This window comes from Paraburkholderia bannensis (assembly GCF_014200455.1).
Lineage (GTDB): Bacteria > Pseudomonadota > Gammaproteobacteria > Burkholderiales > Burkholderiaceae > Paraburkholderia > Paraburkholderia bannensis_A.
The window spans coordinates 64,534-85,057 of record NZ_JACHBW010000010.1; the positions used below are offsets into that span (position 1 = coordinate 64,534).

Annotated in this window: 21 protein-coding genes; 10 read left to right on the top strand and 11 right to left on the bottom strand. The window is 65.8% G+C overall.

The window, feature by feature from the left end; genetic code table 11:
• Positions 1-43 precede the first annotated feature (43 nt).
• From sugE to F4827_RS17740, 8 genes are all read right to left on the bottom strand, one after another.
• Positions 44-364: a quaternary ammonium compound efflux SMR transporter SugE gene (sugE, locus tag F4827_RS17705; protein WP_183725429.1), complete on the bottom strand. Its 321-nt coding sequence runs from the start codon at positions 362-364 to the stop codon at positions 44-46.
• A gap of 123 nt (positions 365-487) precedes the next feature.
• Entirely contained in the window at positions 488-1,186 is a 699-nt protein-coding gene (gene kdpE, locus F4827_RS17710; protein WP_167069692.1) for a two-component system response regulator KdpE, read from the bottom strand.
• A complete protein-coding gene (locus F4827_RS17715) occupies positions 1,179-4,091 on the bottom strand; it encodes a sensor histidine kinase KdpD (protein ID WP_183725431.1) in 2,913 nt (970 codons plus the stop codon). The genes kdpE and F4827_RS17715 overlap by 8 nt, the downstream gene beginning before the upstream one ends.
• Before the next feature lie 165 nt (positions 4,092-4,256).
• Positions 4,257-4,835 (bottom strand): potassium-transporting ATPase subunit KdpC, encoded by a 579-nt coding sequence (kdpC, locus tag F4827_RS17720; protein ID WP_183725433.1) that lies wholly within the window; start codon positions 4,833-4,835, stop codon positions 4,257-4,259.
• 33 nt (positions 4,836-4,868) lie between these two features.
• On the bottom strand, positions 4,869-6,953 hold the full coding sequence (gene kdpB, locus F4827_RS17725) for a potassium-transporting ATPase subunit KdpB (RefSeq protein ID WP_183725435.1): 2,085 nt from the start codon (positions 6,951-6,953) through the stop codon (positions 4,869-4,871).
• Between the two features lie 16 nt (positions 6,954-6,969).
• Positions 6,970-8,775, bottom strand: coding sequence for a potassium-transporting ATPase subunit KdpA (gene kdpA, locus F4827_RS17730; RefSeq protein ID WP_183725437.1), 1,806 nt, complete (start codon positions 8,773-8,775; stop codon positions 6,970-6,972).
• Entirely contained in the window at positions 8,772-8,864 is a 93-nt protein-coding gene (gene kdpF, locus F4827_RS17735) for a K(+)-transporting ATPase subunit F (protein WP_028218560.1), read from the bottom strand. Before kdpF ends, kdpA begins: the two co-directional genes overlap by 4 nt.
• A complete protein-coding gene (locus F4827_RS17740) occupies positions 8,861-8,986 on the bottom strand; it encodes a potassium ABC transporter ATPase (RefSeq protein ID WP_183725816.1) in 126 nt (41 codons plus the stop codon). The genes kdpF and F4827_RS17740 overlap by 4 nt, the downstream gene beginning before the upstream one ends.
• A gap of 108 nt (positions 8,987-9,094) precedes the next feature.
• Here F4827_RS17740 and F4827_RS17745 point away from each other — a divergent pair, with 108 nt between their 5' ends.
• Positions 9,095-9,247, top strand: a complete 153-nt coding sequence (locus F4827_RS17745; protein ID WP_183725439.1) for a hypothetical protein — start codon at positions 9,095-9,097, stop codon at positions 9,245-9,247.
• Between the two features lie 85 nt (positions 9,248-9,332).
• Here F4827_RS17745 and F4827_RS17750 read toward each other — a convergent pair whose 3' ends face one another.
• From F4827_RS17750 to F4827_RS17760, 3 genes are all read right to left on the bottom strand, one after another.
• Positions 9,333-10,307 carry a quinone oxidoreductase gene (locus F4827_RS17750; RefSeq protein WP_183725441.1) on the bottom strand — a complete coding sequence of 325 codons (975 nt, stop codon included), beginning with the start codon at positions 10,305-10,307 and terminating at the stop codon, positions 9,333-9,335.
• Positions 10,308-10,351: 44 nt separating this feature from the next.
• Positions 10,352-10,741 (bottom strand): methylglyoxal synthase, encoded by a 390-nt coding sequence (locus F4827_RS17755; RefSeq protein ID WP_183725443.1) that lies wholly within the window; start codon positions 10,739-10,741, stop codon positions 10,352-10,354.
• Between the two features lie 91 nt (positions 10,742-10,832).
• Positions 10,833-11,612: an SDR family oxidoreductase gene (locus F4827_RS17760; RefSeq protein WP_183725445.1), complete on the bottom strand. Its 780-nt coding sequence runs from the start codon at positions 11,610-11,612 to the stop codon at positions 10,833-10,835.
• Positions 11,613-11,899: 287 nt separating this feature from the next.
• On the opposite strand from F4827_RS17760, the gene upp reads away from it, so the two are divergent.
• The 9 genes from upp to rng all read left to right on the top strand — a co-directional run bounded on the left by upp (position 11,900) and on the right by rng (position 20,460).
• Positions 11,900-12,550 carry a uracil phosphoribosyltransferase gene (upp, locus tag F4827_RS17765; protein WP_183725447.1) on the top strand — a complete coding sequence of 217 codons (651 nt, stop codon included), beginning with the start codon at positions 11,900-11,902 and terminating at the stop codon, positions 12,548-12,550.
• A gap of 461 nt (positions 12,551-13,011) precedes the next feature.
• Positions 13,012-13,740 (top strand): YebC/PmpR family DNA-binding transcriptional regulator, encoded by a 729-nt coding sequence (locus F4827_RS17770; RefSeq protein ID WP_183725449.1) that lies wholly within the window; start codon positions 13,012-13,014, stop codon positions 13,738-13,740.
• A 162-nt stretch (positions 13,741-13,902) separates the two neighbouring features.
• Positions 13,903-15,177, top strand: coding sequence for a phosphoribosylamine--glycine ligase (purD, locus tag F4827_RS17775; RefSeq protein ID WP_183725451.1), 1,275 nt, complete (start codon positions 13,903-13,905; stop codon positions 15,175-15,177).
• A gap of 371 nt (positions 15,178-15,548) precedes the next feature.
• Complete coding sequence (gene hemF, locus F4827_RS17780; RefSeq protein ID WP_183725453.1) at positions 15,549-16,502, top strand: oxygen-dependent coproporphyrinogen oxidase; 954 nt, start codon at positions 15,549-15,551, stop codon at positions 16,500-16,502.
• A gap of 4 nt (positions 16,503-16,506) precedes the next feature.
• Positions 16,507-17,265 (top strand): nicotinate-nucleotide adenylyltransferase, encoded by a 759-nt coding sequence (locus tag F4827_RS17785; protein WP_183725455.1) that lies wholly within the window; start codon positions 16,507-16,509, stop codon positions 17,263-17,265.
• Between the two features lie 2 nt (positions 17,266-17,267).
• The gene (gene rsfS, locus F4827_RS17790; RefSeq protein ID WP_183725457.1) at positions 17,268-17,744 is read left to right on the top strand and encodes a ribosome silencing factor; all 477 of its coding nucleotides are present in this window, start codon (positions 17,268-17,270) and stop codon (positions 17,742-17,744) included.
• A gap of 27 nt (positions 17,745-17,771) precedes the next feature.
• Positions 17,772-18,242: a 23S rRNA (pseudouridine(1915)-N(3))-methyltransferase RlmH gene (rlmH, locus tag F4827_RS17795; RefSeq protein ID WP_183725458.1), complete on the top strand. Its 471-nt coding sequence runs from the start codon at positions 17,772-17,774 to the stop codon at positions 18,240-18,242.
• 116 nt (positions 18,243-18,358) lie between these two features.
• Positions 18,359-18,982 carry a nucleoside triphosphate pyrophosphatase gene (locus F4827_RS17800; protein ID WP_183725459.1) on the top strand — a complete coding sequence of 208 codons (624 nt, stop codon included), beginning with the start codon at positions 18,359-18,361 and terminating at the stop codon, positions 18,980-18,982.
• Positions 18,983-18,990: 8 nt separating this feature from the next.
• Positions 18,991-20,460, top strand: coding sequence for a ribonuclease G (gene rng, locus F4827_RS17805; protein WP_183725460.1), 1,470 nt, complete (start codon positions 18,991-18,993; stop codon positions 20,458-20,460).
• Positions 20,461-20,524: the final 64 nt, after the last annotated feature.

Sequence of the window (20,524 nt, forward strand, 5' to 3'; positions counted from 1 at the left end):
AATGCGCGCCGCATCACGGTGCCGCGCTCAGGACCCGCCCAGTTCAGGCCGCCGACGAAAGCTTGAGACCAACCAGACCCGCCACGATCAACAAGGCGCTCAGCACGCGGGCGACGCTGACGGCTTCGCCCATCACGACGATGCCGAGCACGAACGCGCCGACCGCGCCGATACCGGTCCAGACCGCATAGGCGGTGCCCAGCGGCAACTGGCGCATGGCCAGCGCGAGCAGCCAGAAACTGCCGAGCGCCGTTACGACGGTGAAGACCGACGGCCACAACCGCGTAAAACCTTCGGAAGATTTGAGACCGGTGGCCCAAGCCACTTCGAGCACGCCGGCAATGAGGAGATAGAGCCAGGGCATCAGGAACGCTCCATAAGCAAAATGGGGCCGTCCCCGAAAAAAGAAAAGCGCCAGGTCGTCCTTACGCTTTTGTAAGTATATCAAAGGGCGTCAAAGCTGGCCCACTGCGCCCGCTCACTTCGCTTACTGCACGCCCACGAGCCGATAACCCACGCCTGTCTCGGTGATGATGTGCTCGGGTTGGGCGGGATCGCGCTCCAGTTTCTGGCGCAGATGCGCCATATAGATACGCAGATAGTGGCTGCTTTCCACGTGCGACGGCCCCCAGACTTCGCGCAGCAATTGCCGGTGCGTCAGCACGCGCCCCGCGTCGCGCACGAGCGTGGCGAGCAGCCGGTATTCGATCGGCGTGAGATGCACGGGCGCGCCCTCGCGCGTCACCTGGCGCAGCCCCAGATCGACCGTCACTGCGCCAAAGCTCACTTGCGGTTCCTCGTTCGCGCCGCCTCGATTACGGCGGCGCAGATGCGCGCGAATGCGCGCGAGCAGTTCGGATACGCCAAACGGCTTGGTCAGATAATCGTCGGCCCCGGCGTCGAGCGCGGCGACCTTCTCGCTTTCCTGGGTGCGCGCGGACAGCACGATCACCGGCAGATCGCTCCAGCCACGCAGTTCGCGGATCACGTCGAGGCCGTCCGTATCGGGCAGCCCCAGATCGACGATCACGAGATCGGGCTTGCGCGTGGCCGCTTCCACCAGCCCCTGTTTGCCGGTTTCGGCGTCGTAGACGGCGATGCCCTCGCCTTCCAGCGAGGCGCGCACGAAGCGGCGGATCTGCTTTTCGTCTTCGATCAGAACAACGGCGAGACTCGGGTCACTCATGGGCGGCATTCGAATCGAGAGGTTTGGTGGAGACTGCGTGCGGATCGTCCGCGTGATCGAGCTGTGCGCCGTCGTCTGCTTCTTCGTGTGCCTCGTCGTGCGCATCGTCAGGAACATCGGCGGGCAGCGGCGGCGGCTCTTCGACCGGCAGCGCGAACCAGAACGACGCGCCCAGCACATGGCCATCGGCATCCACGCGATTGGACGCGCCGATTGTACCGCCGTGCGCCTCCACGATCGCGCGGCAGATCGCGAGCCCCAGGCCGATGCCCGGCTTGGCCGACTCCTTCTCGCCGCGCGTGAACTTCTCGAACACGCGCTCGCCCATGCCGTGCGGCAGGCCCGGCCCGCGATCGTCGATGCTCACACGCACGAAGGACTGGCCGCCTTCGTCAACGCGACGCGCGGCAATCGTCAGCGGCGTATCGGCGGGCGTGTATTTCGCGGCGTTTTCCAGCAGATTGGAAAACAGCCGCTCCATCAGCACGGCGTCGAGTTGCAGCAACGGCAGACCTTCTTCGAGCTTCACCTGGACCGGGTGACGCGCCAGCACACGTCGGCACGCAGCCAGCGCCGCGCCCACCGTTTCCTCCAGCAGCGTCCACTGGCGGTTGAGCTTGAGACTGCCCGCCTGCAGCCGCGCCATATCGAGCAGATTCGTGACGATGCCGGTCATGCGCAGCGCCTCGTCGTGGATCGCCTCGATCAGCTCGCCCTCGCGCGCGGTTTGCGGATCGTGCGTAGCAGTGCTCGGCTCGTGCGTCTGCGCGAGCATCGACGAGAAACCGACGATGGTCGTAAGCGGCGTGCGCAGATCGTGCGAGATCGCCGACAGCAGCGAATTGCGCAACCGCTCCGACTCCATATTGACGAGCGCGTCGCGCGCGATCTCGACGTAGTGCACGCGTTCCAGCGCGAGCGCGATCTGCGCGGCGAAGGCGTCGAGCATGCGCTGCTGCTCCGGCACCTGCAATTCGCGCGCATCGCGCGTCACCACGGCGAGCACGCCGCGCGTGCGCATCGGCGCTTTGAGCGGCAGATAGCGCGCCGCCGCCGCAGGCAGCGTGTCGGTGCCGTGGCCGGCGGGCTTTTGCTGGTCGTAGACCCACTGGCCGACGTCGATATCGAGACTCGACGCATCGAGCATGATCTGCGGATCGGGGTCCTCGATCTTTTGCTGGACCTTGTCCGCGCTATCGGGCAGCAGGATCGCCACGCGCGCGCCGAACACCTCGCTCACATGGCGGCTGCCGATCGCGACGATCTGCTCGGTCGCCAGCGCCGCCGCCAGTTCGCGCGCCATCGCGTACATCGCGCCGGTGCGCTGTTCGCGCCGCTGCGCGACGCTCGCCTCGCGCCGCAAGCTCGACGTGAGATGGCTGATGACCAGCGAGGTCAGCAGCATGCCCACGAAGGTCAGCAGATATTGCGTGTCGCTCACAGAAAACGACAGCCGCGGCGGCACGAAGAAAAAGTCGTAGGCCGCCACGCTCGCGAACGAGAGCAGCACGCCCGGGCCGCGCCCGAGCTTCGTCGCCGTGAAAATGACGCCGAGCAGATACAGCATCACCAGATTGGCCAGCGCGATGCGGTCGTTCAACTGGTTCGCGAGCAAGGTGATGCAGGCGCAGATCACCATTGCCGCCGCATAGGCGCGCGGCGGCGAGCGGTTCGCGCCGCCCTGCCCGATCGCAGCGCGCCAGGCGTTGGCCGCGCGCGCGGCCGCCGAGCCGCCTTCGAGTTCGCGGCCGTTGAGGCGGTCGATCTCGTTGCCGGTGGCGCGCACCAGCGTCAGATCGGCGTCACCCGCTTTTTCGGCGAGGCGCTCGCCGAACGGACGCTTGAGCCAGCGCGAAAGCCCCGAGCGCAGCGACGCGCCCGCGATCAGCTTCGACACATTGCGCAGCCGCGCGTAGCCCGCGAGCGTGACGGCGGCGTCCTCCCCGGCGAGCGTCGAGGTTTCCGCGCCCAGTTCCGAGGCGAGCTTGAGCGCGCCCAGCGTGCGCTCCCGAATCGCATCGGGCAGACGCTGAAGTCTGGGCGTCTCCACATACACGGCGATCCAGTCGGCGCGCAGACTCGCGGCCAGACGCGCCGCCGCGCGCACCAGCGCAGGCGCTTCGGGACCGGGGCCGACGCACACCAGCAGCCGCTCGCGCGCCTGCCAGACATGCTGGATCGAGCGGTCGGCGCGGTACTCGTGCATCTGCGCATCGACGCGGTCGGCGGTGCGGCGCAGCGCCAGCTCGCGCAGCGCGATCAGATTGCCCTTGCGGAAGAAGTTGCGCACCGCGCGCTCGGCCTGGGCAGGCAGATAGACCTTGCCGTCGCGCATGCGATCGAGCAGTTCCTCGGCGGGCAGGTCGACCAGCGTGACTTCGTCCGCGCCGTCGAACACGCGGTCGGGCACCGTCTCCCAGACGCGGATGCCGGTGATCTGTCCCACTACGTCGTTGAGGCTTTCCAGATGCTGGACGTTGACGGTCGTGTACACGTCAATGCCCGCGTCCAGCAGTTCGTAGACATCCTGCCAGCGTTTCAGGTGCCGCGCACCGGGCACGTTCGAATGCGCGAGTTCGTCGACCAGCACGAGTTGCGGCTTGCGCGCGAGCGCGGCGTCCAGATCGAATTCGTCGAGCATGCGCCCGCGATACGCGAGACGCTGGCGTGGCAACACGTCAAGGCCATTGGTGAGCGCGGCGGTTTCGCTGCGCCCATGCGTTTCGACGATGCCGACCACCACGTCCACGCCGTCTTCGGCGCGGCGTCGCGCGGCCTGCAACATCGCATAGGTCTTGCCGACGCCCGCCGAGGCGCCGAAGAAAATCTTGAGCTTGCCGCGGCGGCGTTTTTCTTCCTCGCGCTGCAGGCGGTCGAGGAGTTCGTCGGGATCGGGGCGGTTCATGCAGTTTTATGCCGGTATATGCCGAATTCAGGCCGAATTTAGCCCGATTGATACGTCGATTTCATAGGTAGCGCGCCAGGAGTCGATGGTCTCACTGCGGCCGCAGAATGGCAAACCGCACGCCGCTTGCACGGCGTGCGGCACCATCCCATCGAGCAAGATCGCTCAGCTCACATCTTTGCCGTCGAGCGCCAGATTCAGTTTCAGCACGTTCACGCGCGGCTCGCCGAACAGGCCGAACTGGCGGCCCTTCGTGTAGCGGTCCACCAGCGCCTGCACATCGCTGGGGTTGATATGGCGCGCCTTGGCCACGCGCGCGACCTGATACGCGGCGGCGGCAGGCGAAATCTCAGGATCGAGACCGCTGGCCGACGAGGTCACGAGATCGGCGGGAATCGGCTGCGAGACGTCGGTGCCTGCGGCCTTCAGCGCCTCGATGCGGCCTTTGACCTCATCGGCGAGCGCCGGGTTGGTCGGCCCGAGATTCGAGCCGCCCGAGCCTTGCGCGTTGTACGGCATCGGCGAAGTGGCCGACAGACGGCCCCAGAAGTATTGAGGCGCGTCGAACTGCTGGCCGATCAACTCGCTGCCCACCACCTTGCCGTTCACCTCCACCAGGCTGCCGTTGACCTGGCGATGAAACACCGCCTGGCCGAACGCCGTCATCACGGCGGGATAGACGAGACCGGTGATCACCGCGAGCACGGCGAACAGCACGATCAAGGGACGAAATTGCGCTTTCATATGCATTCCTGTCTAAAAAGTCGCGCGCGCGGCTTAAACCCAACCGAAGGCGGTCAGCACCATGTCGATCAGCTTGATGCACGGGAACGGCAGAAGAATGCCGCCCAGACCGTAGATCAGCAGATTGCGGCGCAGCAGCGTGGCCGCGCCGAGCGGGCGGTACTTCACGCCCTTGAGCGCGAGCGGAATCAGCATCACGATGATCAGCGCGTTGAAGATCACCGCCGACAGGATCGCCGACGAAGGCGAAGTCAGATGCATGACGTCGAGCACGCGCAGTTGCGGATAGGTCGAAGCAAACGCGGCCGGAATGATCGCGAAATACTTGGCGACGTCGTTGGCGATCGAGAACGTGGTCAGCGAACCGCGCGTCATCAACATCTGCTTGCCGATCTCGACGATCTCGATGAGCTTGGTCGGGTTCGAATCGAGATCGACCATGTTGCCCGCTTCCTTCGCGGCCTGCGTACCCGTGTTCATCGCCACGGCCACATCGGCCTGGGCGAGCGCCGGGGCGTCGTTGGTGCCGTCGCCCGTCATCGCCACCAGCTTGCCTTGCGCCTGATGTTCGCGAATGGTCGCCAGCTTCGTTTCCGGTGTGGCTTGCGCGAGGAAATCGTCCACGCCCGCTTCGGCGGCGATCGCGGCGGCGGTCAGGCGGTTGTCGCCGGTCACCATCACGGTCTTGATGCCCATCTTGCGCAGTTCGGCGAAACGCTCCTTGATGCCGCCCTTCACCACGTCCTTCAACTCGATCACGCCCAGCACGCGCGCGACGCCATCGTTGAGTTCAGCGACCACCAGCGGCGTGCTGCCACGGCGCGCGACTTCGTCGACGGCCGTGCTCACTTCCGAAGGGAAGCGGCCATTGTGCTGCTCGACGTAATTCTTCACGGCGTCGGCGGCGCCCTTGCGGATCTCGCGGCCCGGCATGTCCACGCCGCTCATGCGCGTCTGCGCGCTGAAGGCGAGGAACACGGCGTGCAGCGCGGCCATATCGCGCTGGCGAATATTGAAGCGCTGCTTGGCCAGCACGACGATGCTGCGGCCTTCCGGCGTTTCGTCGGCGAGCGAGGCGAGTTGCGCGGCGTCCGCGAGCGCTTCCTCGTTCACGCCCGGCGCGGCCACGAAGGCCGATGCCTGACGGTTGCCCAGCGTGATCGTGCCGGTCTTGTCGAGCAGCAGCACGTCCACGTCGCCGGCGGCCTCCACCGCGCGGCCCGAGGTGGCGATCACGTTGGCCTGCATCATGCGGCTCATGCCCGCCACGCCAATCGCCGACAGCAGCCCGCCGATGGTGGTCGGAATCAGGCACACCAGCAGCGCGGTGAGCGCCGTGATCGTCACCACATGCCCCATCTTCGCGGCTTCGACCGAGAACATCGAGAACGGCAGCAGCGTGGCGGTTGCCAGCAGCAGCACGATCGACAGCGCGACCAGCAGAATCGTCAGCGCGATCTCGTTCGGCGTCTTCTGGCGCTTGGCGCCTTCGACCATCGCGATCATGCGGTCGAGGAAGGCTTCGCCCGGATTGGCCGTCACACGCACGACGATCCAGTCGGACAGCACCCGCGTGCCGCCCGTCACCGACGAAAAGTCGCCGCCCGACTCGCGGATCACCGGCGCGGATTCGCCCGTAATCGCCGATTCGTCGACCGAGGCGACACCTTCGATCACCTCGCCATCGGCGGGAATCACATCGCCGGTTTCGACCAGCACCACGTCGCCCTTGCGCAGATCGGTGGCGGTGGTGATGCGGATCGGCGCTTTCGGATGCGGCTCGTTGAGCTTTTTCGCCATCACGTCGCGCTTGGCCTGGCGCAGCGACGCGGCCTGCGCCTTCGAACGGCCTTCGGCAAGCGCTTCCGCGAAGTTTGCGAACAGCACCGTGAACCAAAGCCACAGCGCGACCGCGAGAATGAAGCCCGCGGGCGCTTCGGCCTGACCCATCAGCGCCGCGATCCAGAGAATCGTCGTGAGCACGCTGCCCACGTAGACGCAGAACATCACCGGGTTGCGCAACTGGGTGCGCGGCTTGAGTTTCCTGAACGAATCCACGATGGCCGGACGCACCAGCGCCGGATCGAACATGGACCGTGTTGCACTATGTTGTGTCATTTCGAAAGATCCCCGTTCAATGCACGCCGAGCATGATCAGATGCTCGACACCCGGACCGAGCGCAAGCGCCGGCACATAGGTGAGCGCGCCCACCAGCAGCACGCAGCCGAGCAGCAGCACGACGAACAGCGGGCCGTGCGTGGGCAGCGTGCCGCCCGTCACGGCGATGCGCTTCTTGCTCGCAAGCGAACCCGCGATGGCGAGCACCGGCACGATGGTGCCGAAGCGGCCAAACCACATCGCGATACCGAGCAGCGAGTTGTAGAACGGCGTGCTGACGGTCAGGCCGGCGAACGCGCTGCCGTTGTTGTTGGCGGCGGAACTGAACGCGTAGAGGATTTCGGAGAAGCCATGCGCGCCCGGGTTAGCGATGCCGGCCTTGCCCGCATCGGAAAGTACCGCAATCGAAGTGCCGAGCAGCACCAGCAGCGGCGTGAGCAGAATGACGATCGAGACCATCTTCATCTCGAACGATTCGATCTTCTTGCCCACATACTCCGGCGTACGCCCGATCATCAGACCCGCCACGAACACCGCGAGCAGCGCGAACACCAGCATGCCGTAGAGACCCGAACCCACGCCGCCGAAGATCACTTCACCCAGCTGGATGAAGAGCAGCGGGACGAGACCACCGATCGGCGTGAGCGAATCGTGCATCGCATTGACCGCGCCGCACGAGGCCGCTGTGGTCGCGACGACGAAAATGCCCGTCTGCGCGATGCCGAAGCGCGTTTCCTTGCCTTCCATGTTGCCGCCCGTCTGCAGGGCGCTGGCGTGCTGATCGACGTTGAGCGTCGTGAGCATCGGGTTGCCTGCCTGTTCGGCCGACACTTCCACGCCCACCGCCACCGCGAACGCGATCGTCATCACCGCGAGCACCGCCACGCCTTGCCTGCGGTCGCCCACGACATTGCCGAACACGAGGCACAGCGCCGCCGGAATGATCAGGATCGACAACATTTCGACGAAGTTCGCGAACGGCGTCGGATTCTCAAACGGATGTGCGGAATTGGCGTTGAAGAAGCCGCCGCCGTTGGTGCCGAGCATCTTGATCGCTTCCTGCGAAGCGACCGGCCCCATTGCGAGCGTCTGCGTCGTCACCTTGGTATCGACGGTGACGGGGTTGCCCTTGGCGTCCTTGATGGCGTTGCCCTGCGCGTCCAGCTTCGGCGCGGCGTAGGTGGTGGTCTGCAGCGTCGGCACGTCCTGATACGACTTGAAGTTCTGGATCATGCCCTGGCTCATCAGGAGCCCGGCGATGAGCGCCGACATCGGCACGAGAATGTAAAACGTCGTGCGCGTGAGGTCGACCCAGAAGTTGCCGATGGTTTGCACCGAATGGCGCGCGAAACCGCGAATCAGCGCGATCACCACGACAATGCCGGTGGCCGCCGACAGGAAGTTCTGCACGGTGAAACCAAGCATCTGCGTGAGATAGCTCACGGTCTGCTCAGGCGTGTAGTCCTGCCAGTTGGTGTTGGTGACGAAGCTCACCGCCGTGTTGAACGCGCCGTCCGGCGTCATCGCGCTAAACGCCTGCGGATTACCCGGCAGCCAGCCCTGCACGCGCAGCAGCACATACAGAAAGCCCACGCCCAGCACGTTGAACGAGATGGTGGCGAACGCGTAGCGCTTCCAGTTCATCTCCGCGTTCGGATCGACGCCCGCGATGCGGTACAGCAGATTCTCCACCGGCGCGAACAGACGCACGACGCGCGAACGCCCATCGAGCACACGCGTGATATAGCCCGCCACCGGCACCGCCAGCGCAAGCAGAACAACGAGGAAGATCCCCGTCTGCAGCAGATTGTTGGCGTTCATTCGATCTCCTCCGCGCGCAGCAGCGCATGGACGAGATAGACGAACAGCAACAGCGTCGCCGCTCCCGAAAGCCAGAAGATCCAGGTCATGAGCGCGCTCCCGTGGCCGTCTGATCGACGCGACGGTACTGCATGAGCTTCGCGCAGCCGGCGATCAACGCGTATGTGAGCGCGGCGAAGACCGCCAGCCCCCCGATATACAGCACATCCATTTTCGTGTTCTCCATTGATGGATGGCCGTAAGGTAAGGTTTATCGCGTTAAATCCGGATCAAAGCTTGGGGCGCGCGTATAAAAAACGCGTAAACAGGGCGCGTTGGCGTGCGGAAATCACGCCTTGGCGGCGTCGAGGATGGCGTGGACGAAGGGGCCGGGCGCGTTGGCAGGCGCGGCGTCGCCCGTGGTATCGGCAGCGACGTCGTCACCGGGTATGCGCCTGCCGACGACGCCGCGCACGAAGCCGGCACCGCCTGAACCGGCATGCCTGGCTCGTGCAGCACGTCGCAGTTGTGCGCGGCATACGCAAGCTACGCAAACGCGCACCTTGAAATGTATCGATTTAGGGCGTCAAGACCGTTGACCCCGTGGTGCGTCGCGCTTCGAGATCGGTGTGCGCCTGGCCCACATCCTGCAAGGCATAACGCTGGTTGATCGAGGTCTTCACCTGCCCCGATGTAATCACCTCGAACAGTTCCGCCGTCATCGCCTCGTAGTCGCTGCGACGGGCGATGTACGAGAACAGCGTCGGGCGCGTGAAGAACAGCGAACCACGCGAAGAGAATTCCGACGAATCGATCGGCGGCAGCGGACCCGACGCATTGCCGAAGCTCACGAACATGCCCAGCGGCGCGAGGCAGTCGAGCGACTTCACATACGTATCCTTACCGATCGAGTCGTACACCACCGGCACCCCCGCGCCGTTGGTGATCTCGCGCACACGCGCGGTAAAGTCCTCGCGCGTGTAGACGATCGGATGATCGCAACCGTGCGCCCTGGCGATTTCGGCCTTTTCATCGGAGCCCACAGTGCCGATCACGGTCGCGCCCAAGGCCTTGGCCCACTGGCACACGATCAGGCCCACACCGCCCGCGGCCGCCTGGATCAGAATCGTGTCGCCAGCCTTCACGCGGTACGTGCGGCGCAGCAGGTATTGCGCGGTGAGACCCTGAAGCATGACGGAGGCGGCCTGCTCGTCGCTGATCGCATCGGGCAGACGGATCACCTGGTCGGCGCGCAGCACGCGCTCCTGCGCGTAAGCGCCGGGCGGGCGGCCCACATAGGCCACGCGCTCGCCCACCTTCACGCCGCTCACACCAGGGCCGACCGCCGTCACCTCGCCCGCTGCTTCCATGCCCAGCCCGGCGGGCAACTGCTGCGGATACAGCCCGCAGCGGAAATACACGTCGATGTAGTTGAGGCCGCACGCGCTCTGCTTCACGCGGATTTCGCCCTCGCCAGGCTCGCCCACTTCGACATCGACCCACTGCATCACTTCCGGGCCGCCGGTGCGATCGTATCGGATTGCCTTGGTCATCATGTCTCCAGTCAAGAGTTGGTCTGCGCCTGCGGGCGTAACACTCAGATCACGTCTTTCATACGCAGCGTGAGCGCGTCGAGAATCATGCGCGCGGTGGAAATATTGGTCGCGCACGGCACGTCGTGCACGTCGCAGGCGCGCACCAGCGCATTGATATCGGGTTCGTGCGGCTGCGGCGTCATGGGGTCGCGCAGGAAAATCACCACGTCGACATTGCCTTCGGCCAGGCGCGCGCCGATCTGCAAATCGCCGCCGTGGGGGCCCGAGAGCAGGCGCTCGACGTCCAGACCGTGCGCGGCGGCGATACGCCCGCCCGTCGTGCCGGTCGCGAGCAGCACGCAGCGGCGCAGCGTATCGACGTATTCGCCCGTCAGTTTGACGATTTCGTCTTTCTTGTGATCGTGCGCGATCAGTGCGACGCGGGTAAGCATGGGTTCGGCTCCTGGCCTGGTTTATAGGGTTGGCGTGATCGATTCATCCGGATCCGGACGAATGCGGACGAATCGTGCGCATCCTCGCACGTCAGAAGGTGCCCGGATAGGCGCCGCCGTCGATGAGCCAGTTCTGCCCTGTGATATAGCCCGCGTGGACGCTGCACAGGAACGCGCAGGCGCGCCCGAACTCGTCCGGCGTGCCGAAGCGCCCCGCCGGAATCGTTTTCATGCGGCGCGCGCGCACCTCGTCGAGCGAAAGCTGGTTTTTCTCGGCCTGCGCGAGGATGGTGGTCTTGATGCGATCGGTGTCGAACACGCCCGGCAGCAGGTTGTTGATCGTCACGCCTGTACTCGCCACCTGGCGCGCCACGCCCGCGACGAAGCCCGTGAGGCCCGAGCGCGCGCCGTTCGACAGGCCCAGCACATCGATCGGGGCCTTCACCGAGGAACTGGTGATATTGACGATGCGCCCGAACCCGCGCGCGGTCATATCGTCGATCACGGCCTGGATCAACGCGATCGGCGTGAGCATATTGGCGTCGAGCGCGGCGAGCCACTGCTCGCGCGTGAAGCTGCGGAAGTCGCCCGGCGGCGGCCCGCCCGCGTTGTTCACCAGAATATCCGGCGACGGGCACGCGGCCAGCGCGGCGGCGCGGCCCGCTTCGGTGGTGATGTCGCAGGCCACGGCCTTGACCTCGACGCCCGTGCTCGCGCGGATCCGCGCGGCGGTTTCCTCAAGCGTGCTCAGCGTGCGCGCCACGATCGTCACGTTGACGCCTTCGGCGGCGAGCGCCTCGGCGCAGCCGCGCCCCAATCCCTTGCTGGCCGCGCACACCAGCGCGCTGCGTCCTGCGATGCCCATGTCCATGCTGATCTTCCTCGTCGCTTGACTTCAGTTCAATCCGATAACGGCGTCGTCCACCCCGCCCGATTTTTGCGATTCTAGAAGAATCGGCCAAAGCGCGTGGAGCGCCCCCAGGAAGCCACTGCCCTCGCAGTTCGTGGATCGGTTCGCGCCCGCTTCCCGTATACTTGCGGCTGTAGCGCGGCCCGGCGCTGCCGCGAGCCGCCCGGACGCCCCGTCCGCCACGGCCGCCGCGTGCGGCCGGCCCGCCCGAATCCCCCGATATCTCTTGCAGCCTTGTGCGCCCCGCCATGAAACAGGACAGCCGTTTCCCGAATCTTTTCATCCTCAATCACCCGCTGATCCAGCACAAGCTCACCCATATGCGCGACAAGGACACGTCCACGCGCACGTTCCGCGAGCTGCTGCGCGAGATCACGCTGCTGATGGGCTATGAAATCACCCGCGATCTGCCGGTCGCGTCGCGCCGCGTGCAGACGCCGCTCGTCGAAGTCGATGCGCCGGTGATCGCCGGCAAGAAGCTCGCCATCGTGCCGGTGCTGCGCGCGGGCGTCGGCATGTCGGACGGCTTGCTGGAGCTGGTGCCGTCGGCGCGCGTGGGCCACATCGGCGTGTATCGCGCCGACGACCACCGCCCGGTCGAATACCTCGTGCGCCTGCCGGACCTGGAAGACCGCACCTTCATCCTGTGCGATCCGATGGTCGCCACCGGCTACTCCGCCGCGCACGCCATCGACGTGCTCAAGCAGCGCGGCGTGCCGGGCGATCGCATCCTGTTCCTCGCGCTGGTGGCCGCGCCCGAAGGCGTGGAGGTGTTCCAGAAGGCGCATCCGGACGTCAAGCTCTACGTGGCGTCGCTGGATTCGCATCTGGACAGCCACGCGTACATCATTCCGGGTCTGGGCGACGCGGGCGACCGCCTGTTCGGCACCAAGAACTGAGCGTTTCGGGGCGGCATGCCCCGGCGCGCGCGGATCGCCGCCGCCGGATGCCGAATCCGCGCGCAATCTCCCGGACGGCCGCAGCCGCGCAGGTGCGGCGTGATAAAATTCTGGTCCACCTGACGGTCGCGACGGCTCCGAATGGCGACAACGGGGCAACGAGCGGCGCAACAAGCGGTGCGAAAAACAGGGCAAAGACGGCGGCGACGCCCTGCCAGCCCCGGCCGCCCTCGCACAGCGGGCGCACCTGCCCTATTGCGCGAAGCAGCAACGCGCAGCGCCCCGGATGCAACGCACGGCGCACCGGCCCCAGGCGGACAGACACTCGAAGACATTGAGGCCGCATGGCGCGCGAAGCGCACCGTGCCGCGCCCTGTCATCGTGACTTGAGCACTGCGGCTTCGACACTGCAGCAACGACAATTGCACCATGCACGCAGGTAGCGTGCGACGGAGAAAGGTATGGCGGGTCATTCGAAATGGGCCAACATCAAGCACAAGAAAGCCGCTGCTGACGCGAAGCGCGGCAAGATCTGGACGCGCCTGATCAAGGAAATCCAGGTGGCGGCGCGCATGGGCGGGGGCGACATCGATTCGAACCCGCGTCTGCGTCTGGCCGTCGACAAGGCCTATGACGCCAACATGCCCAAGGACAACATCAACCGCGCGATCCAGCGCGGCGTGGGCGGCGTCGATGGCGCGAACTATGAAGAAATCCGCTACGAAGGCTACGGCATCGGCGGCGCGGCCGTGATCGTCGACACCATGACCGACAACCGCACCCGCACGGTCGCGGAAGTGCGCCACGCGTTCTCGAAGTTCGGCGGCAACATGGGCACGGACGGCTCGGTCGCCTTCATGTTCGATCACGTCGGCCAGTTCGTGTTCGCGCCGGGCACCCCGGAAGACGACCTCATGAACGCCGCGCTGGAAGCCGGCGCCGAAGACGTCGTGACCAACGAAGACGGCTCGATCGAAGTGGTCTGCCCGCCGTTCGAGTTCCAGAAGGTCAAGGACGCGCTCGAAGCCGCCGGCTTCAAGGCGGAAATGGCCGAAGTCACGATGAAGCCGCAGACCGAAGTGGAATTCACGGGCGACGACGCCGTGAAGATGCAGAAGCTGCTGGACGCGCTCGAAAACCTGGACGACGTCCAGGAGGTCTACACCAACGCCTCGATCGCCGACGAATAACGGCATCGGCGCGGCGCCGCGGGCGGGTCCCGGGCGCAACGGCGGCGCGCGCGCAACGGGCAAGATCGGCTCATGCGCAGCGGCGCGCCCCACCGCTTTTCACGGCTGACGCATCGTGCGTCAGCCGCAACTGTTTCTGGTTCTGGTCTTTCGGGGATTCTCATGAAGTTACTCGTCGTCGGTTCTGGCGGCCGCGAACATGCACTGGCGTGGAAGCTCGCCCAGGCGCAACGTGTCCAGCTCGTCTACGTCGCACCGGGCAATGGCGGCACCGCGCAGGACGAGCGGCTCGCCAACGTCGACATCACGGACATCAACGAGCTCGCCGATTTCGCCGAGCGCGAACAGGTGGCATTCACCGTGGTCGGCCCGGAAGCGCCGCTCGCAGCGGGCATCGTCAACGTGTTCCGTTCGCGCGGCCTGAAGGTATTTGGCCCCACGAAAGAAGCCGCGCAGCTCGAAAGCTCGAAGGATTTCGCCAAGGCGTTCATGAAGCGCCACAACATCCCGACGGCCGCCTACGAGACCTTCTCGGACGCAGCCGCAGCGCACGCCTACGTGGACACCCACGGCGCGCCCATCGTCATCAAGGCCGACGGCCTCGCCGCAGGTAAGGGCGTGGTGGTGGCGATGTCGCTGGAAGAAGCGCATCAGGCGATCGATTCGATGCTGGCCGACAACAAGCTCGGCGATGCCGGCGCGCGCGTCGTGATCGAGGAATTCCTCGCGGGCGAAGAAGCGAGCTTCATCGTCATGGTCGACGGCAAGCACGTGCTGGCGCTGGCGTCGAGCCAGGATCACAAGCGCCTGCAGGACGGCGATCAGGGCCCGAACACGGGCGGCATGGGCGCCTACTCGCCCGCGCCGATCGTCACGCCGCAATTGCACGCCCGAGTGATGCGCGAAATCATCCTGCCGACCGTCGCAGGCATGGAGAAGGAAGGCATTCGCTTCACGGGCTTCCTGTACGCCGGTCTGATGATCGACGCGCAAGGCAACCCGAAGACGCTCGAATTCAACTGCCGCATGGGCGACCCGGAAACGCAGCCGATCATGGCGCGTCTGAAGGGCGACTTCTCGAAGGTGTTCGAGCACGCCATCGCCGGCACGCTCGACCAGGTCGAGCTCGAATGGGACCGCCGCACGGCGCTGGGCGTGGTGCTGGCCGCGCACAACTATCCGGATACGCCGCGCAAGGGTGACCGGATCAGCGACATCCCGGCGGAAACGGCCGATTCGGTCACGTTCCACGCGGGCACGCAGTTCGTCGACGGCAAGCTCGTGACCTCGGGCGGCCGTGTGCTGTGCGTGGTCGGCCTGGCCGATTCGGTGCGCAGCGCGCAGAACGTGGCGTATGAAACGGTGAACCGCATCTCGTTCGATGGCATGCAGTATCGCCACGACATCGGCTACCGCGCCGCGGGACGCAAGCAGTAACGCTGTGGCGGGCGCGGGCTTGCGGCGTTTGTCGCAGGCCTTCGCCCGACTCGCGGTGTGCCCATGCGACTTGTTGCTCTAGCGCAGGACGCATGGGCACGCCGCGCGATCGGGCTGACGCTGTTGGGTGAATAGCCCTGTCAGCCACCCTGCGGCCCAGCCGCGTCATCCGGCCCCAACGGGCGTCCGGAGCGCTGCCCAAGGGTCGCGTAAGAGGCTAAACCCGCGCAGATCGGCGTAAACTTATTGCACTTGTTGCTCCAGCAGCACAAGTACTCCGACAAAACCGCGCCGCGCGCGGTCTGCATTCCGAATCCGAAAGCAATCCTGGCGATGCGCCGGCCACAACGGCCGCGAGCGCCCTTTCATCGATGACCGAAACGATTCAATCCGGCGTGACGCCCGCGGGCGCGACGCATGACAGCACTGCAGTGCGCAGCTGGCTTTCCGGCCTGCAGACGCGCATCGCCGACGCGCTCGGCGAGTTCGACGGCACGCCCTTCGCGACCGACGAATGGCAGCGCGCGCCCGGCGAAAAACTGCGCGGCGGCGGCTGCACGCGCATCCTCGAAAACGGCCAGTTTTTCGAGCGCGGCGGCATCGGCTTCTCGGACGTTCAGGGCGACGCCCTGCCGCCCTCCGCCACCGCCGCACGCCCCGAGCTGGTCGGGCGCGGCTTCGAGGCGATGGGCGTCTCGCTCGTGATGCATCCGCGCAACCCGTTCTGCCCGACCGTGCACATGAACGTGCGCCTGCTGCTGGCGACCAAGGCCGGCGAGCCGCCTGTGTTCTGGTTCGGCGGAGGCATGGATCTGACGCCCTACTACGGCTTCGAGGAAGACGCGCAGCATTTCCACCGGGTCTGCCGCGACGCGCTCGCGCCTTACGGCGAGACGCTCTACCCGCGCTTCAAGCGCTGGTGCGACGAGTACTTTTTCCTCAAGCACCGTAACGAAGCGCGCGGCGTGGGCGGCATTTTCTACGACGATTACGCCGAAGGCGGCTTCGACCAGGCGTTCGCCATGATGCGCAGCGTCGGCGACGGCTTCCTGAAGGCCTATCTGCCGATCATCGAAAAGCGCCGCGTCATGCCCTATGACGAAGCGCAGCGCGAATTCCAGGCATACCGGCGCGGTCGTTACGTCGAATTCAATCTCGTCTGGGATCGCGGCACGCACTTCGGCCTGCAAAGCGGCGGACGCACCGAATCGATCCTGATGTCGATGCCGCCGGGCGCGAGCTGGCGCTACGACTGGCAGCCGCAGGCGGGCACGCCGGAAGCGCGCCTTTACAGCGACTTCCTGCCGGTGCGCGACTGGATCTGACACCGTGACGACTTCGACTGTCACCCCGGCAACGCAGGCGCCTGTCGCGCCTGTTGCACCTGAGCGCCGTGTCGGCCTGCTCGGCGGCACCTTCGATCCGATCCACGACGGCCATCTTGCGCTCGCGCGCCATTTCGCGCGCGTGCTCGATCTGACCGAAGTGATCCTGCTGCCCGCCGGCCAGCCGTGGCAAAAGCCGGAAGTGAGCGCCGCCGCGCATCGCCTGGCGATGACGCGTCTGGCCGCCGCCACGCTCTATCTGCCGGGCGTGACGGTCACGGTCGACGCCGACGAGATCGAGCATGACGGTCCCACCTACACGGTGGAGACGCTGCGCCGCTGGCGCGCGAAGAGCGCGAGCAACGCCAACGCCGCGCTCACGCTGCTGATGGGCGCGGACCAACTGCTGCATCTGGATTCCTGGCACGAATGGCGCGAGCTGTTTGCGCTCGCGCATCTGGGCGTGGCAAGCCGCCCCGGTTTCGATTTCGCGGCGCTGCCGCCCGAAGTGGGCGCAACAGTCGCCGCACGCCGCGCCGACGCCGCCACCCTCGCGGCCACGCGCTGCGGCCATCTGCTGATCGACGAGACGCTTGCGCTCGATGTCTCGGCGACCGAAATCCGCCGCGCCGTCGGCTCGTCCGGTCAAGACGATATGAGCGGCGCGCAAACAACGACGCCCGGTGGCCTGGCCGCCGGGAAAGTCCCCGCAACCGTGTGGGACTATATTCATCAACATCATCTGTACAGGCACCACGGGTAAATATGGACATCCGCAAACTTCAACGCACCATCGTCGACGCTCTGGAAGACGTCAAGGCGCAAGACATCCGCGTCTTCAACACGAGCCATCTGACCGAGCTGTTCGACCGCGTGGTCGTGGCGAGCGGCACCTCGAACCGCCAGACCAAGGCGCTCGCCAATAGCGTGCGCGAAGCGGTCAAGGAAGCCGGCGGCGACATCGTCAGCACCGAAGGCGAAGACATCGGCGAATGGGTGCTGGTCGATTGCGGCGACGCGGTCGTGCACATCCTGCAACCGGCGCTGCGCCAGTACTACAACCTCGAAGAAATCTGGGGCGACAAGCCGGTGCGTCTGAAGCTCGCGGCCAACACGGGCTTCGTGGGCGCACGTCCGAGCGAGCCGATGGACGAGGAAGACGAAGACGAAGGCAGCGACAAGGCACCGGTCGCGGCGAAGAAACCCGCCCGCAAGACGGCTGCGCGCAAGACCGCGAAGTAAGCGCCGCACGTTCGCACTGCCTGGCATATGAAACTGCATATCGTCGCCGTCGGCCACAAGATGCCGGACTGGATCGCCGAAGGCTTCGAGGAGTACACGAAGCGCATGCCGCCCGAGCTGCGTATCGAGCTGCGCGAAGTGAAGCCCGAGCAGCGCTCGTCAGGCCGCGCAGCCGAAAGCGTGATGGCCGCCGAGCGCACGCGCATCGAAGCGGCGTTGCCGAAGAACGCGCGCATCGTCGCGCTGGACGAACGCGGCCGCGACTGGACCACGATGCAGCTCGCCCAGGCGCTGCCCGGCTGGCAGCAGGACGGACGCGACGTGGCGTTCCTGATCGGCGGCGCGGACGGGCTCGATCCGCAGCTCAAGGCGCGCGCCGACACGCTGCTGCGCCTCTCGTCCCTCACCCTGCCGCATGCGATGGTGCGCGTGCTGCTCGCCGAGCAGCTTTACCGCGCCTGGACCATCACGCAGAATCACCCCTATCATCGCGTCTAAGCGCGCCTGAAGCACGTAACGGGCCATGCACGCCGCATCTTGCGGCGCGTGCGGGCCGTTACGTGCACGTAGAGGCGCTCATCCGAACTCCGCCTCCTCTGACGTCACTACGCCCGATGAACCATTCCGCGACTTATCCGTTCGTCTATCTCGCCTCGCAGAGCCCGCGCCGCCAGGAACTGTTGCAGCAGCTCGGCGTGCGATTCGAGCTGCTGCTGCCGCGTCCCGACGAAGACGCCGAAGCGCTCGAAGCGGTGCTGCCCGGCGAGAGCGCCGCCGTCTACGTCGAGCGCGTGTGCGCGGCCAAGGCCGACGCCGCGCGCGCCCGGCTGGTGGCGGGCGCCCATGCGCACGCGCCGATCCTCACCGCCGATACCACCGTGAGCATCGACGGCCACATCCTCGGCAAGCCGCACGACGCCGCCGACGCCTTCGCGATGCTCGAACGCCTCGTCGGACGCGAGCACGAGGTGCTCACCGCCGTGGCCGTGGTCAACGCCGAAGGCGTGTGCCTGCCGGTGGCGGTGTCACGCTCGCACGTGCGCTTCGCCCCCGTCCTGCCCGCCGCCATCGCCCACTATGTGGCCAGCAAGGAGCCGTTCGGCAAGGCCGGCGCCTATGGCATCCAGGGCCGCGCCGCCGAATTCATCGAGCGAATCGACGGTTCCTATTCGGGTATCATGGGTTTGCCGCTTTTCGAAACAGCCGCCCTCCTGCGCGCCGCGGGCATCGACTTCTAAAACCAATCATGAATGAAGAAATCCTGATCAACGTCACGCCTCAGGAGACGCGTGTCGCGTTGGTCCAGCAAGGCGCAGTACAGGAGCTTCACGTCGAGCGCACGCTGTCGCGCGGGCGCGTCGGCAACGTCTATCTCGGCAAGGTCGTGCGCGTGTTGCCGGGCATGCAGTCCGCGTTCATCGACATTGGTCTCGAACGCGCCGCCTTCCTGCACGTGGCCGATATCTGGCATCCGCGTCTGGCTGGCGAACCGCATACGAGCGCCCATCATCAGCCCATCGAGAAGACCGTTTTCGAAGGCCAGACGCTGATGGTGCAGGTCGTGAAGGATCCGATCGGCACCAAGGGCGCGCGCCTGTCGACGCAGGTGAGCATCGCGGGCCGCACGCTCGTGTATCTGCCGCAGGAACCGCATATCGGCATCTCGCAGAAGATCGAGAGCGAGGCCGAACGCGAAGCCGTGCGTGCGCGTCTGACCGCCGTGCTGCCCGCCGATGAAAAAGGCGGCTACATCGTGCGTACGATCGCCGAAGACGCGAGCAGCGAAGAACTCGCCGCCGATGTGGCCTATCTGCGCAAGACGTGGGCGACCATCCTCGCGCAGGCACAGCGCCTGCCCGCGACCAGCCTGCTCTACCAGGACCTGAACCTGGGCCAGCGCGTGCTGCGCGACTTCGTCAACGACGAGACCACGCGCATCCAGGTGGATTCGCGCGAAACGTTCCAGAAGCTCAGCGAATTCGCCACTGAATTCACGCCGGCCGTGCAGCCCAAGCTGCATCACTACACCGGCGAGCGACCGCTGTTCGACCTCTACAACATCGAGGCCGAAATCCAGCGCGCGCTGTCACGCCGCGTCGATCTGAAGTCGGGCGGCTATCTCGTGATCGACCAGACCGAGGCGATGACGACGATCGACGTGAACACGGGCGGCTACGTGGGCGCGCGCAACTTCGACGACACGATCTTCAAGACCAACCTGGAAGCGGCGCATACGATCGCGCGTCAATTGCGGCTGCGCAATCTGGGCGGCGTGATCATCATCGACTTCATCGACATGGAGAACATCGAGCATCGCGATCAGGTGCTCGGCGAGCTGAAGAAAGCGCTGTCGCGCGATCGCACGCGCGTGACCGTGAATGGTTTCTCGCAGCTCGGTCTGGTGGAGATGACGCGCAAGCGCACGCGCGAATCGCTCGCGCACGTGCTGTGCGAGCCGTGCCCGACTTGCCTGGGCAAGGGGCAGGTGAAAACTTCGCGTACGGTGTGCTACGACGTGCTGCGCGAGATTCTGCGCGAGTCGCGCCAGTTCAATCCGCGCGAGTTCCGCGTGGTGGCGTCGCAGCAGGTGATCGATCTGTTTCTGGAAGAGGAATCGCAGCATCTGGCGATGCTGATCGACTTTATCGGCAAGCCGGTTTCGCTGCAGGTGGAGTCGAATTTGAGTCAGGAGCAGTACGACATTGTGCTGATGTAGGGGATGGGGGCGGTGATCTGCGCTTTCTGCGATGGTCGCCGCTCGGTATCCGCAAAGGCGACTC